This is a genomic window from Janthinobacterium sp. PC23-8, assembly GCF_002250505.1.
Lineage (GTDB): Bacteria > Pseudomonadota > Gammaproteobacteria > Burkholderiales > Burkholderiaceae_D > Janthinobacterium.
Genome location: NZ_NJGY01000001.1, coordinates 1023305 through 1035742 on the forward strand (window position 1 = coordinate 1023305; position 12438 = coordinate 1035742).

General features: G+C 63.6%; 16 protein-coding genes. 4 read left to right on the plus strand and 12 right to left on the minus strand.

Annotation, left to right across the window (positions count from 1 at the left end; translation table 11 throughout):
• Nucleotides 1-84: 84 nt before the first annotated feature.
• The 9 genes from flgJ to flgB all read right to left on the minus strand — a co-directional run bounded on the left by flgJ (nucleotide 85) and on the right by flgB (nucleotide 7667).
• Nucleotides 85-1005, minus strand: coding sequence for a flagellar assembly peptidoglycan hydrolase FlgJ (gene flgJ / locus CD932_RS04440; protein ID WP_094441573.1), 921 nt, complete (start codon nucleotides 1003-1005; stop codon nucleotides 85-87).
• Between the two features lie 11 nt (nucleotides 1006-1016).
• Nucleotides 1017-2132, minus strand: a complete 1116-nt coding sequence (locus CD932_RS04445; RefSeq protein WP_094443452.1) for a flagellar basal body P-ring protein FlgI — start codon at nucleotides 2130-2132, stop codon at nucleotides 1017-1019.
• Between the two features lie 2 nt (nucleotides 2133-2134).
• Complete coding sequence (locus CD932_RS04450; RefSeq protein ID WP_094441574.1) at nucleotides 2135-2794, minus strand: flagellar basal body L-ring protein FlgH; 660 nt, start codon at nucleotides 2792-2794, stop codon at nucleotides 2135-2137.
• A 58-nt stretch (nucleotides 2795-2852) separates the two neighbouring features.
• Nucleotides 2853-3635, minus strand: a complete 783-nt coding sequence (gene flgG / locus CD932_RS04455) for a flagellar basal-body rod protein FlgG (RefSeq protein ID WP_094441575.1) — start codon at nucleotides 3633-3635, stop codon at nucleotides 2853-2855.
• A gap of 71 nt (nucleotides 3636-3706) precedes the next feature.
• Entirely contained in the window at nucleotides 3707-4450 is a 744-nt protein-coding gene (locus tag CD932_RS04460; RefSeq protein WP_094441576.1) for a flagellar basal body rod protein FlgF, read from the minus strand.
• An 18-nt stretch (nucleotides 4451-4468) separates the two neighbouring features.
• Nucleotides 4469-6016 carry a flagellar hook protein FlgE gene (locus CD932_RS04465; protein WP_094441577.1) on the minus strand — a complete coding sequence of 516 codons (1548 nt, stop codon included), beginning with the start codon at nucleotides 6014-6016 and terminating at the stop codon, nucleotides 4469-4471.
• Nucleotides 6017-6095: 79 nt separating this feature from the next.
• A complete protein-coding gene (locus tag CD932_RS04470; protein WP_094443453.1) occupies nucleotides 6096-6797 on the minus strand; it encodes a flagellar hook assembly protein FlgD in 702 nt (233 codons plus the stop codon).
• Nucleotides 6798-6813: 16 nt separating this feature from the next.
• Nucleotides 6814-7215 (minus strand): flagellar basal body rod protein FlgC, encoded by a 402-nt coding sequence (flgC, locus tag CD932_RS04475; RefSeq protein ID WP_094441578.1) that lies wholly within the window; start codon nucleotides 7213-7215, stop codon nucleotides 6814-6816.
• 2 nt (nucleotides 7216-7217) lie between these two features.
• On the minus strand, nucleotides 7218-7667 hold the full coding sequence (gene flgB / locus CD932_RS04480; RefSeq protein WP_094441579.1) for a flagellar basal body rod protein FlgB: 450 nt from the start codon (nucleotides 7665-7667) through the stop codon (nucleotides 7218-7220).
• Nucleotides 7668-7856: 189 nt separating this feature from the next.
• On the opposite strand from flgB, the gene flgA reads away from it, so the two are divergent.
• The 4 genes from flgA (at nucleotide 7857) to CD932_RS04500 (ending at nucleotide 10289) form a co-directional block, all read left to right on the plus strand.
• The gene (gene flgA / locus CD932_RS04485; protein WP_094441580.1) at nucleotides 7857-8555 is read left to right on the plus strand and encodes a flagellar basal body P-ring formation chaperone FlgA; all 699 of its coding nucleotides are present in this window, start codon (nucleotides 7857-7859) and stop codon (nucleotides 8553-8555) included.
• Between the two features lie 122 nt (nucleotides 8556-8677).
• Nucleotides 8678-8983 carry a flagellar biosynthesis anti-sigma factor FlgM gene (flgM, locus tag CD932_RS04490; RefSeq protein ID WP_094441581.1) on the plus strand — a complete coding sequence of 102 codons (306 nt, stop codon included), beginning with the start codon at nucleotides 8678-8680 and terminating at the stop codon, nucleotides 8981-8983.
• Nucleotides 8984-8991: 8 nt separating this feature from the next.
• Entirely contained in the window at nucleotides 8992-9459 is a 468-nt protein-coding gene (locus CD932_RS04495; RefSeq protein WP_094441582.1) for a flagella synthesis protein FlgN, read from the plus strand.
• Nucleotides 9460-9671: 212 nt separating this feature from the next.
• A complete protein-coding gene (locus CD932_RS04500; protein ID WP_176460878.1) occupies nucleotides 9672-10289 on the plus strand; it encodes a PEP-CTERM sorting domain-containing protein in 618 nt (205 codons plus the stop codon).
• Between the two features lie 53 nt (nucleotides 10290-10342).
• On the opposite strand, the gene CD932_RS04505 is transcribed toward CD932_RS04500, so the two are convergent.
• From CD932_RS04505 to motD, 3 genes are all read right to left on the minus strand, one after another.
• Nucleotides 10343-11194 (minus strand): hypothetical protein, encoded by an 852-nt coding sequence (locus tag CD932_RS04505; RefSeq protein ID WP_094441584.1) that lies wholly within the window; start codon nucleotides 11192-11194, stop codon nucleotides 10343-10345.
• Between the two features lie 27 nt (nucleotides 11195-11221).
• The gene (locus CD932_RS04510; protein ID WP_094441585.1) at nucleotides 11222-11584 is read right to left on the minus strand and encodes a translation initiation factor Sui1; all 363 of its coding nucleotides are present in this window, start codon (nucleotides 11582-11584) and stop codon (nucleotides 11222-11224) included.
• Nucleotides 11585-11651: 67 nt separating this feature from the next.
• Nucleotides 11652-12437 carry a flagellar motor protein MotD gene (gene motD / locus CD932_RS04515; RefSeq protein ID WP_094443454.1) on the minus strand — a complete coding sequence of 262 codons (786 nt, stop codon included), beginning with the start codon at nucleotides 12435-12437 and terminating at the stop codon, nucleotides 11652-11654.
• Between the last annotated feature and the right edge of the window lies 1 nt (nucleotide 12438).

A 12438-nucleotide genomic window follows, 5' to 3' on the forward strand; every position in this document is an offset into this window, starting at 1 on the left:
TCTTTGTAGGTTCCTGTCCTGTTTGTTTACGGCAGCGACGGCGAAAACTTGAAGTCGCAGGCGCGCCTGAACCGCCGGCACACGCTATCCGACCAGGGAATGCTTGATGATTTTTGTCAGTTTGGCAGCGTAATTGGGATCGGTGGCGTAGCCGGCCTTTTGCAATCCTTGCGCAAACGTACTGGCGTCGCCGGCTGCGGCCAGGACCTTTTCATAGCGCTTGTTGCCGGTGATTAACTGCGCATAATCCTTGAAGCTGTCCGCATAGCTGTCGTAGGCACGGAATTTCTCGACCTTGCGCTGCGCCTTGCCATTGACGTACTCGGTGGTGACCGCTTCGGTGACCTTGCCTTTCCAGTCGGCGCTGGCCTTGATGCCGAACAGGTTGTGGCTGCTGCTGCCGTCGCGACCGATGATTTCGCGCTTGCCCCAGCCCGTTTCGAGCGCCGCCTGGCCCAGCATGAACTTGGCCGGGATGCCGGTGCTGCGGCTGGCCTCTTCGGCGTGCGCGCCGAGCTTTTCCTGGAAGGCGCGCACATGCGGCGCCTGGCTCGCATTGGCCTTGTCGCTCAAGGTCTTGCCGTCGGCGGCGGTGGGCGCCGCGCCGTCCGTGACGGCGCCCTGCTGCTGGCGGAAGGCGGCCAGCGCTGCGGCCATGCTCGAGGAACGGGGCGAGGCGGCGGCTTCGCCATCGGGCAACGCCTGGTTGGCCGACAGTTGCCGCAACAACACATCGGCCAGGCCGGTGCCCCGCTTGGCCAGGCTCTGGCTGGTCTGCTGGTCCAGCATCGAGGTATACATCTTGCTTTGCTGGCTATCCATCACGCCGTCCTGCGGCGTGGCGTCGCGCATGCTTTTCATCATCATGTTGATGAACATGGCTTCGAACTGGGTGGCCGCCTCTTTCAGCGCGGCGGGATCCTTGGCCTTGGCGGACTGGCGCAAGCCATCCATGCCCTTGACGTCATAGGCGGCGGTATTGCTGAGGTCGGTTTGGCTGATCATGGCAGGCCCAATCAAATGATTTCAAGTTCGGCGCGCAGGGAACCGGCCGCCTTCATCGCTTGCAGGATGGCCAGCAAGTCTTGCGGCGAGGCGCCGATGGCGTTGAGGGCCTTGACCACGTCGGACAGCGCGGCGCCGCCCTTGACCAGCATCACCTTGCCCGGTTCCTTCTTGATATCGATCTGGGCCGTTTGCGTGACCACCGTGGCGCCGCCCGACAGCGGCGGCGGCTGGCTCACTTGCGGCTCGGTATTGATGGTCACCGACAGGTTGCCGTGCGAAATGGCGCAGGTTTCCAATGTAACCGATTGGTTCATCACCACCGAACCGGTGCGTGCATTCATGATGACTTTCGCGGCCAGGCGGGCCGGATTGACTTCGATGCTCTCGAGCTGGCCCAAAAAGGCCACGCGCTGGTCGCTGCCGGCCGGCGTGCGCACCTGGATCACGCGCCCGTCGAGGGCGGCGGCGGTGCCGGGGCCATAGCGGCTGTTGACGGCATCGACCACCCGGCTGGCGGTGGCGAAATCGGTGGCATTCAGTTCCAGGCGGATGATGTCGTTGGCGCCCACCGCACTGGCGACGCTGCGCTCGACGGTGGCGCCGCCGGAAATGCGGCCCACGCTCAAATGATTGACGGTGACGGAACTGCCGGCCGCCTGCGCGCCCACGCCGCCGACCAGCACGTTGCCCTGCGCCATGCCATACACCTGGCCATCGGCGCCCTTCAATGGCGTCATCAGCAAGGTGCCGCCGCGCAAGCTCTTGGCGTTGCCCATCGAGGACACTGTCACGTCGAGCAGCTGGCCCGGCTGGGCAAACGCCGGCAGGGACGTCGTCACCATCACGGCGGCGACGTTTTTCAGTTGCAGGCTGGAGCCTTGCGGCAGGTTGATGCCCTGCTGCTGCAGCATGGCCGCCACGCTCTGGATGGTAAACGGCGTTTGCGTGGTCTGGTCGCCGCTGCCGTCGAGACCGACCACCAGGCCATAGCCCATCAGCTGATTCTGGCGCACGCCCGCAATGCTGGCCAGGTCTTTCAGGCGCTCGGCCCGCGCTGCGGGCGCCAGCATCGACGCCGCCAGCGCGCAGGCGAGCAGCAGGCGGGGGAAAGTCAGCGTCGCCATCATCAGAACGGCAACAGGCTGAGGAAGAAGCGCGAGGCCATCGAGGCCATTTCGGCGCGGTCGATCTGGCTGTTGGTGCGGTATTCCACGCGCGCATCGGCCACCTGGGTCGACGGCACCACGTTGCCGATGCCGATGGTGTCCGGATTGACCATGCCCGAGAAGCGGATGAACTCGACGCCCTTGTTCATGGCGATCTGTTTCTCGCCAGCCACGATCAGATTGCCGTTCGGCAGTTCCTCGATCACCGTCACGCCGATCGTGCCGGAAAACGTGTTGCTGGCCGACTGGTTGTCGCCATCGGCATGCTTGAGCGCGCCATTGGCCGCCACCGTGCCGCCAAAGCGGCCCTGCAGCATGCCGGGCGTGCTGAAACTGGCGCTGTTCGATTTATTGCCCGAGCTGGCGCCCGACTTGACGGCATTGGTGCGTTCGGTAATGGCGATGATCAGGGTGTCGCCCACATGGCGGGCGCGGCGGTCTTCGAAGGCCGGACGGTAGGTCGACTGCTGGTAGATGGCGCCGTTGTTGGCCACCACCGGCTCGGGCAGCGGCGCGCGCGTGGTGGTCGGGTAAGGCACGATCGAGGTGGGAGTCACCGCGCAGCCTGACAGAACGGCTGCGGCAATCAGGGAAACGACGGCAAGGATGGGGTAACGCATGGTGAGCCTCCGCTGCCATCCGCAGGCGGATGGCATGACAACTGAATAATGAAGCTGATTAAAGCTGTGAAAGTTTCTGCAACATCTGGTCGGACGTGGTGATGGCCTTGCTGTTGATCTCGTAGGCGCGCTGGGTCTGGATCATGTTGACCATTTCCTCGGCCACGTTGACGTTCGAGGTTTCGATATAGCCCTGCATCAACAGGCCGGCGCCATTGGTGCCCGGCGTATTGGTCTGCGCCACGCCCGAAGCGCCCGTTTCCATGTACAGATTTTCGCCTTTCGATTCCAGGCCGGCCGGATTGACAAAAGTGGTCAGTTGCAGCGCGCCGATCTGCGCTGGCGCCGTCGTATTGGGCAAGGTCACCGAGACGGTGCCGTCGCGCGCAACGGTCAGGCTCAGGGCGTTGGTTGGCACGGTAATGGCGGGCTGGATCACGAAGCCTTCGGAGGTCACCATCTGGCCGTTGGCGTCGATCTGGAACGAACCGTCGCGGGTATAGGCGGTGGCGCCGTCGGGCAGCAGCACCTGGAAAAAACCGCTGCCGTTGATCATCACGTCGCGCGAATTGCCGGACGCCTGGGGATTGCCCTGCGTGTGGATGCGCTCGGTGGCCACGGTGCGCACGCCGGTGCCGAGTTGCAGGCCCGATGGCAGCTGGGTCTGTTGCGACGATTGCGCGCCAGGCTGGCGCACGTTCTGATACAGCAAGTCTTCGAATACGGCGCGCGACTTCTTGAAGCCGGTGGTGCTGACGTTGGCCAGGTTATTGGCGATCACGTCCATCTGCGTTTGCTGCGCTTCCAGGCCGGTCTTGGCTATCCAAAGGGAACGTATCATGATTTTTCTCCAATAACAGCGCGCGCAGGCCCTGTGATAATTTCTATGTGACCATTATGCGGGCCACCCTATCAATTCAAAGCGAGGATCTGGGTGGCTTTCGCCGCGTTGTTCTCGGCATTCTTGAGCAGGCTCATTTGGGTTTCGAACTGGCGCGCCAGTGCGATCATGGTCACCATCGAGTCGACCGGGCTGACATTGCTGCCCTCGAGCGCGCCGGTAGTCAGCTTGACGGCCTGGTCGGCCGGCGGCACGCTGCCGTCCTTGACACGGAACAGGCCGTCGTCGCCGCGCACCAGCATCTGCTCGGGAGGATTGACCAGCTTGATGCGGCCCAGCACGGTCGACGGCCCCGGCGGCACATCGGTGGAAATCGTGCCGATGGTGCCGTCGCCAGCGATCGCCACCGTCACGCCGGGCGGCACCGCCAGCGGCCCCGTATCGCCCTGCACCATCAGGCCGGACTGGGTTTGCAGCATGCCGTTCTCGTTCAGTTTCAGCGCGCCGTTGCGGGTGTACGCTTCCGAGCCGTCGGCCGACTGCACCGCGATCCAGCCATTGTTTTCCAGCGCCACGTCGAGCGCGCGGCCGGTATGGATCATCGGACCTTGCTCGAAGTTCGAGCCGACCGTCGAATCGACGACAAAGGTGCGCGTCGGCATCATGCCGTCGGCCACCACCGGCACGGCGCGAAACGAGTCGAGCTGGGCGCGAAAGCCCGTGCTGGTCGCGTTCGCCAAGTTGTTGGCCGTGGTGGCCTGCTTCTCCATGATGTGCCTGGCGCCAGAGCTGGCGGTATAGATAAGACGGTCCATGTTTTTCTCCTGCTGCGGTTAGCGCAGGCTGACCAGCGTTTGCAGGATCGAATCCTGCGTCTTGATGGTCTGCGCATTGGCCTGGTAGGAGCGCTGGGCGGTGATCATGTTGACCAGTTCGGCCGTCAGGTCGACGTTCGACACTTCCACCGCCGACGAGCGCAAATTGCCGGCCGTGCCGGTGCCCGGTACGCCGACAATGGGGCCGCCCGAGGTCGACGTTTCGCCCCAGGCATTGTTACCCAGCGGCTGCAGGCCGTTCGGATTGGTGAACGAAGTGAGGATGACCTGGCCCAGGTCGCGCGTCCTGCCGTTGCTGTACTGGCCCTGGATGATGCCGTCCGCGCCCACCACGAAGCGGCTCAGCTGGCCGGCGGCATAGCCATCGGCCTCGGTTTTCTTTTCACTGGTGGCGATGCCCAGCTGGGTCGAACTGCTGAAATCGACCTTGACCGCCAGGGTGCCGGTGGCGCCGGTGGCCGGGATGATCGGCAGGGTGACATTGACGGGCAAGCTTTGCGGCGGATTGAGCGCCAGCATGGCGGCCTTGTCCAGGCTGCCGACAGTGTTGAAGATCAGCGAACCGGTCTTGACCGCTGGCACCACGGTGGCGGCAGCAATCGCCGCGTCGATCTGGTCCGGCGTGCGGCTCGAATTGACGCCGTTGGCCACCGCGCCGACATAGGTGGCGCTGATCGCGCCCAGTTGCGCGGCATTCGCGCCGGCGGCACCGGCGGCGGTGGTGACGGCGGCGCCGGCCGCGCCGGCGTAGGCCACGGCGGCGTTGGCGACATTGGCGGCCACTTGCGGCACGGCCGTGACGGCCGCCTGGTAGGCGGCGCGCGCGGCCAGGGCAGCGGGATCGGTCTGCAGGGCGGACGCGGCCTTGGCGCTGGTCACTTCCAGGTCATCGGAGGCCGTATAGACGTCCCAGGTATTGGTGCCGGTCTTGACGTAGAACATCGACATGGTGTGCGCATTGCCCAGCGTATCGTAGACGGGAACAGGGATCTGCTTGTTGTACGAGGTCGGGTCGGTAATACTGAACGGCACCGTGGTGGGCATGGCCGAATTCGAATTGAGGTTGATCTGGGTGTTGACCTTGGTGGTGGCCTGCGGGTTCATGTCGCCCGGATTGATCTGCAGCGGGATGGGGGCGCCGGCCAGCACCTTGCCGTTGGCGTCGACCGGATAGCCGGTCAGTTTGGCATTTTGCGCATTGATGATAAAACCGCTCTTGTCGACCTGAAACTGGCCATTGCGCGAATACTGGATCGTGCCGGCGGCGTTGGTGCGGAAAAAACCGCCGCCATTGATGGCAAGATCGAGCGGATTGGCCGAGGTTTCAAGGTTGCCCTGGGTAAATGATTGCGCCACTTGCGAGACCGCCACGCCGATGCCGGACTGGCTGCCGGCCACGCCATACAGCGAACTGGCGTAGATATCGGCGAATTGCGCCTGCGACTGCTTGAAACCCACGGTGCCCGAGTTGGCGATATTGTTGCCGATGACGTCCAGCGATTTGGCGGCGCCGTTCAAGCCGCTCAGGCCTTGTTGGAAAGACATTTTTTGCTCCTGGTAAGGAATTTTTCGTTAAATAGTCAGGCAGCAGCGGGTTTCAGGCTGCAAAGAGGTTTTGCAGCACTTACAAGATCTGCTTTACGTCGGCCATGTTGATGCTGCCCACGCCAGGCACATTCAGTTTGACGCCGGCCGTGCCGGTCGAGACGCTGGCCACGGAACCGAAGGTCAGGCCGGTGGCGTCCTTGAGTTTCTCGCCGCCGCGCGTGGCCACCACCTCGAAGGTATAGGCGCCGTCGGCCAGCACGATGGCCTTGCCGTCCGCGTCCTTTTCACCGGTTTCGCCATTCCAGCCCAGCGGCACGGTGCCGGGGCCCTGGGCGCCGAGGTCGATGGAATGGACTTCCTTGCCGGCGCCGTCAAAGATGACGACCTTGACCTTGTCGGCCGCCGTCGCCAGATCCACGCCCAGCAGGGAAGCGCTTTTGCTCAGGGTAATGCCCTTGCCGGCGGTCAGCACGCCATGGCCGATGATATTGGCCGCCTGCATCGATTCGGCTTGCTGGTAGCTGGTCTTCAGGGTTTCCAGGGTCGTATTGAGCTTGTTGACGCCGGTCACCGTCGACAGCTGGGCCAGCTGGCTGGTCAGTTGTGCATTGTCGAGCGGATTCATCGGGTCCTGGTTTTTCAGCTGCGTGACGAGCAGGGTGAGGAATTTATTGGTGTCAGCTTCCACGCCGCCGGCGGCGGCCGTGGACTTCTTCGGATTCATCGTCGCCATCAGATCGGTGGTGACGGGCGCGGTGCTGGTATCGATGGTTGCCATAATGGTCAATCAGGCCTTACTGGCCGAGTGTGAGGGTTTTCAGGAGCAGCGACTTGGCCGCGTTCATGGTTTCCACATTCGTCTGGTACGAACGCGAAGCGGACAGCATATTGACCATTTCATCGACGGTATTGACGTTTGGCATGGTCACATAGCCCTTGTCATCGGCCAGCGGGTTCTTCGGGTCGTACACCATTTTCATCGGCGAGGGGTCTTCGATCACCTTCTGCACCTTGACGGCGGTGCCGCCGGCGGCCAGCGGCACGGCTTCGAACACTACCTGCTTGGCGCGGTACGCCTGGCCACTGGCGCTGGTGGCGCTGTCGGCATTGGCCAGGTTGCTGGCCACCGTGTTCAGGCGCTGCGCCTGGGCGCTCATTGCTGAACCGGAAACATTAAAAATATTAAACAGCGACATGATTATTGTCCTCCCTGGATGGCCGTCAGCATGCTCTTGATCTGCCCGTTGAGCAAGGTGATGCTCGCTTCATAACGAATCGCATTGTCGGCAAAGGCATTGCGCTCGAGGTCCATGTCGACCGTATTGCCATCGACGGCGCCCTGGGCCGGCGCGCGGTACAGCAGCGGCGTGCCGTCCGGCATGGTGTCGACCTTGGCGCCAGCGCCGGCGGCGGTGGCGGCCACGCCATTGCCGGGCAGATGCCTGGCTGCAGTGCCTTTCAGGGCCGGAGCGACGCCTTCGCCGCGCGCCAGCACGCCTTTCAGGGCGCTGGCGAAATCGACATCGCGCGCCTTGTAGTTGGGCGTATCGGCATTGGCGATATTCGAAGCGAGCAGTTCCTGGCGTGTCGAACGCAAGCTCAGCGCAGACTCGTGGAAGCGCAGGTAATCGTCGAGTTTCCCTATCATGTCAGGCTCCGGAAAGATCCGCCACTGACGCCTGCTGGCGGAAGGATGGCGATATATATGATGACAGGAAAGATAGTACGGTTCTCGGCAGTAATACCATCGCCTGATCAGACCGCACTTTCGCCCCTTAATCCACGCTTCAAGGGTGCCGGGCGAGACTATCATGGCACTATTCCAGAGGCCTATATCATGAAAAAAACCTTCCTCTCGCTGCTGCCGCTATTGCTTGCCCTGACGTCACTGGCGCAGGCGCAAACAGCCGCACGCCAGTCGCCCGAAGCGCTGCGCCAGACGGTACAGCAATTCCTGCAACTGCAAAGCAATGGCCTGCCAGGCCAGGTCACCGTCACGGTGGGCGCCGTCGATCCGCGCCTGAACCTGGCCGCCTGCCCCGCGCCGCAGGCGTTCATGGCGCCGGGCAGCCGCGCCTGGGGCAAGAGCACGGTGGGCGTGCGCTGCACCGCGCCGGCCAACTGGACGATTTACCTGCAAGCCAATGTGGCGGTGGTGGGCGACTATATCGCCAGCGCCGTGCCGCTGGCGCAAGGACAAACCATCGCCGCCAGCCAGCTGGTGACGATGCAGGGCGACCTGGCGGCATTGCCTGCCGGCATCGCTACCAATATGGAACAAGTAGTCGGCGCCAGCACCAATATGTCGCTGCCGGCCGGCACGCCGATGCGCACCGACACCTTGCGCCGCGCGCCGGTGGTCAGGCAGGGCCAGGTGGTCCGGGTAGTGTCAAGCGGCAATGGTTTTCAGGTAGCATCAGAGGGACGCGCCATCGGCAACGCCGGCGAGGGCCAGACGGTGCAGGTGCGGACCCAGGGCGGACAGCAAATCAGCGGCGTGGCGCGCGCGGGAGGGCTGGTCGAAGTTGCATTTTAAGGCATTGCAAACTTGTCTGGACAGTGATATTTGTCATCCGGCACACTAAAGTTTCAGGATTCGTGGCCGATAAAGACTCATACACCGGAGTTTTTTGACTTCGACCAGACGAGGATCATGTTGTGAAAATTACCGATAACATCAAAAGCAATCCCGGCTTGCCGGTCACGCCGGCGGCCACGTCCGGCGCCCGCAACACCGAGAAGGCGCAAGCTGCCCCGGCATCGTCGGACAGCGTACGCCTGTCGCCGCAAGGGCAGGCACTGGCGACCAGTGCAACGACCAACAGCAATAGCGTGTTCGACACGAAGAAAGTCGAACGCATCAAACTCGCGATTGCCGATGGCCAGTTCCAGGTCAATTCTGAAAAAGTGGCGGACGGTCTCCTCGACACGGTCAAGGACCTGCTGCACTCACGAAATAGATAGGTTCTTCCATGCAATCCGTGACTCCGTTTTCCAGCCTGCGCGACGAGCATGAGCTCATGACCAACTTGCTGGCATTGATGAAACAAGAACAGCTGCATCTGGTTGCAGCCGATATCGATGCAATTTCGGACATTACGGTGCGCAAGACAGCGCTGATCGGAAAACTGAGCCAGCTGGCGCAGCAACGCCACCAGGCGCTGGCCGCCGCCGGCTTTGCGGCCGGCGAAGACGGCATGGACGGCTGGCTGGCCGCTGCCGGCGACACGCCAGCGGCACCGCTGTGGAGCGCCCTGCTCGACACCACGCGCGCGGCCAAGGAACAGAATCGCCTGAACAGCTTGCTGGTCAACAAACATCTGCTGCACGCCCAGGGCGCGCTCGGCGCCATGCGTCCGGCGGCGCAAAGCGGCAACTTCTACGGCCCCAGCGGCCAGACCACCACCAATACCACCCATCGCCGCGTCGTCATCGGCTGATACTGCCGCCACGCTGTCCTGGCGCACGTTTGCGCGCGCGCAAAGTCACCATGCGCGCCGCCCCTATGCTCTTACATGGCACGCCGTACCACAAACATGCGGACTTTTCCCGCTGACAAAAAACATCTCCTCGGTTGACGTTGTTGCCTTCCACCGCGCACGGCGCCGCCCCGGCCCCGGCGCACCCACTCAATCAGTACAGGAGCATGAATATGAACGCTATCGCACTATCGCGGGCAAGCACGGCGCTGTTGTTGGGCTGCAGCCTGCTGGCGCCCCTGGCCCAGGCCGACACCCAGGTCGTCAAGTACGGCAACCTGGTCGCCAATGCCGTCGTCGCCACGCCACTGCTGGCGCAAGACTCGCTGGTGGTCGACACCTTCACCACGGAACGGGGCGCGCTGTCGCAAACGACCACGTTTACCGTCGGTGACGGCGTCGAATACTTTTCCGGCAACGCCGCCTGGCTGGTCAACACGGCAAACGACTTCGGCCCGCGCCTGACCGGGGTCAATATCGACCTGTTCGACGCCACCAATACCCTGCTGCAATCGGATACCTTCGTCGGCGTGCTGGGCGGCTTCGCCCATTCGACCTTCGGCGGCCTGCTGGGGCCGGGCACCTACACCATGGTGGCGAGCGGCGCCGGCATCCGCGATTCCCTGCTCGATATTTCGCTGACCATGGCCGTGCCCGAACCAGGAACCTACGCCATGCTGCTGGCGGGGCTGGCAGTGGTCGGCCTGGGCTTGTGGCGCCGCAGGAGCGGCATGGCGAACGACGGCGACCGCTGGCAAATGATGCGTTTCCAGCCAGTCACGCCAGCGTAAGCCTGTCCCAGGCCGGGCAGGCGCGCACAAGCGTGCGGTGCCGCCATCATGGCTCAATCATGGACCGGCCGCGCCGCATGCTGGCGAAATCTGGCGGCAATCGCGTTGGCACGGTTGACAGCATCGGCCTGTTGCGCGGGTGTCAGTTCGTCGCGCAACCAGTGCCAGTAGTTGTCCTGGTAGGGGTTGGTGCTGCCGGGCGTCAGGATATCGTCATGCACCATGCGCAAGGCCAGCAGATAGCGATAGGCCAGCGGCGCATCTTTCTTGACGACATCACCGTCGCTCAGGTAGGCCATCATCAGGGTGCTGAGGCTGGACAATTCGGCCTGGTCGGCCTGCGCCGTCAGTTGCGCGATCGCCTGCTGTTTCCAGGCCAGCACCAGCGGATCGTCGGGCCGGCTGCGCAGGGCGCTGCGGTCGCCGAACGGGCCTTCATGGAAAAAGCGCGTGCTGGCGCCCGGCACGCCGTCCTTGACGGCCAGCGCCAGGAAATCGAGGCGCGCGGCTTTCTGGCGCTCGGTCAGATTCGCACACAGATGCTGCTGCGCCACCTTTTCTGCCGCCGTCATCTCGCTGCCGCGCTCGAACTCCAGCGCTGGCAGGCGCCCTTCTTTCTGGAACATCATGCAGTCGTCAATCAGGTGGTAGGCGGCATAGGCGTCGTCCGGGTTGCCGCTGGCGGCCAGATGCGCCAGTTGCTGCTCCAGGCTGGGCGCAGCGTCTGGCCTGGCAGGCACCGGCACCAGGCTGGCGTCGAGATTGAAATACGACGACAGGCCGCGCCCGGTGGGCGTGAGCACGGCGGGCGCCGCTGCGTCGGGGGCCGCTGCGTCGGGGGCCGGCCAGCAGGCATGGAGCAGCACCGCCAGCGCGGCGGCAAGCACGACATGAAGTGGACGCATGGATATGGCGCGTTGCACGGTGACAGTTCAGCTGCCAGCCTGTTTCGGCTTGTGCCCCAGTTTCACAAGCGCGGCCATGATGGCGTCCACATGGTCGCCCTGCACCTCGATCACGCCATCCTTGACCGTGCCGCCCGAGCCGCACTGCGTGCGCAACTGCTTGCCCAGCAAGGCCAGCGCGATGGCGTCCAGCGCCAGGCCTTTGACGATAGTCACGCTCTTGCCGCCACGGCCCTTGGTCTGGCGCGCCACGCGCACGGCGCCGTCGCCGACCGGTGCCGCACTGGCGGCGGCCTTGCACGCGCATTGCACCAAAGGCTGGCGACATGCGGGGCACATGCGGCCCGTTTCGGTGGAGTAGACCAGGCCGCCTTGGGAACTGCTTTTCATGATGGGAATAGAAGAAAGAACAAAGATACCGCGATTGTAGCAAGCGGCAAGGCCAGGCACAGCCTGATTATTGCGGCCTGTCGGGCAAAGGCGCCGGCGCGGTCGGCACTTCGGTCACGGTATCAGCAATGCCCGAAAGAATCGTCACGGCGACGCGGCGGTTGCGCGCCCGCCCTTCCGGCGTGTCGTTGTCGGCGACAGGAATATTATCGGCGTGACCGACCGCCGTCAAGCGCCGCGCCTGTACGCCGCTGGCGATAAACAGGCGCACCACGGCGCTGGCGCGCGCCGACGACAGCTCCCAGTTCGAAGCAAAGCTGGAGTTGCTGATCGGCTGGATATCGGTGTGGCCTTCCACCTGCACACTATGCGTATCGTCGCGCAGCAACACGGCCACCGCGCGCAACGCCTGGTCCGATTCCGCCGTCAGGCCGGCCGCGCCCGGATCGAACAGCACGCTGGCGTTGATTTCCACACTCACGCCGCGGCTGGTCTGGGTCACGCGCACCTTGCCTTCCTTGACCAATGGCGCCAGGGTCGAGGTCAGGTCCTGCGCCAGGCGCGTCATGTGTTCGCGTTCGCGGCGGATCGCTTCGGTGCGCCGCTTGAGGGCGGGATTGGGCAAGGCAATCGCCTGCGGCGCCTCCATCTGGATCGGCGGCGCGCCCTTGTCGAGGCTGAAGGCGGTACCGATGGAATCGGAAAACACGCGGTACTTGCCTTCATTGACCTGCGAGATCGCGTACATCACCACAAAGAAGGCGAACAGCAAGGTGATGAAATCGGCATAGGAAATCAGCCAGCGGTCCTGATTGTCAGGATCTTCGTCATACTTCCTGCGCGCGCGCCGCATC

Coding starts and splice junctions, on each gene's coding strand:
- flgB (WP_094441579.1), bottom strand. CDS start 7,667: ATGATAGGGAAACTCGACGATTACCTGCGCTTCCACGAGTCTGCGCTG.
- CD932_RS04460 (WP_094441576.1), bottom strand. CDS start 4,450: ATGGACCGTCTTATCTATACCGCCAGCTCTGGCGCCAGGCACATCATG.
- CD932_RS04510 (WP_094441585.1), bottom strand. CDS start 11,584: ATGAAAAGCAGTTCCCAAGGCGGCCTGGTCTACTCCACCGAAACGGGC.
- flgG (WP_094441575.1), bottom strand. CDS start 3,635: ATGATACGTTCCCTTTGGATAGCCAAGACCGGCCTGGAAGCGCAGCAA.
- flgJ (WP_094441573.1), bottom strand. CDS start 1,005: ATGATCAGCCAAACCGACCTCAGCAATACCGCCGCCTATGACGTCAAG.
- CD932_RS04505 (WP_094441584.1), bottom strand. CDS start 11,194: ATGCGTCCACTTCATGTCGTGCTTGCCGCCGCGCTGGCGGTGCTGCTC.
- CD932_RS04445 (WP_094443452.1), bottom strand. CDS start 2,132: ATGGCGACGCTGACTTTCCCCCGCCTGCTGCTCGCCTGCGCGCTGGCG.
- CD932_RS04495 (WP_094441582.1), top strand. CDS start 8,992: ATGCAATCCGTGACTCCGTTTTCCAGCCTGCGCGACGAGCATGAGCTC.
- CD932_RS04500 (WP_176460878.1), top strand. CDS start 9,672: ATGAACGCTATCGCACTATCGCGGGCAAGCACGGCGCTGTTGTTGGGC.
- CD932_RS04465 (WP_094441577.1), bottom strand. CDS start 6,016: ATGTCTTTCCAACAAGGCCTGAGCGGCTTGAACGGCGCCGCCAAATCG.
- flgC (WP_094441578.1), bottom strand. CDS start 7,215: ATGTCGCTGTTTAATATTTTTAATGTTTCCGGTTCAGCAATGAGCGCC.
- flgA (WP_094441580.1), top strand. CDS start 7,857: ATGAAAAAAACCTTCCTCTCGCTGCTGCCGCTATTGCTTGCCCTGACG.
- motD (WP_094443454.1), bottom strand. CDS start 12,437: ATGCGGCGCGCGCGCAGGAAGTATGACGAAGATCCTGACAATCAGGAC.
- CD932_RS04470 (WP_094443453.1), bottom strand. CDS start 6,797: ATGGCAACCATCGATACCAGCACCGCGCCCGTCACCACCGATCTGATG.
- CD932_RS04450 (WP_094441574.1), bottom strand. CDS start 2,794: ATGCGTTACCCCATCCTTGCCGTCGTTTCCCTGATTGCCGCAGCCGTT.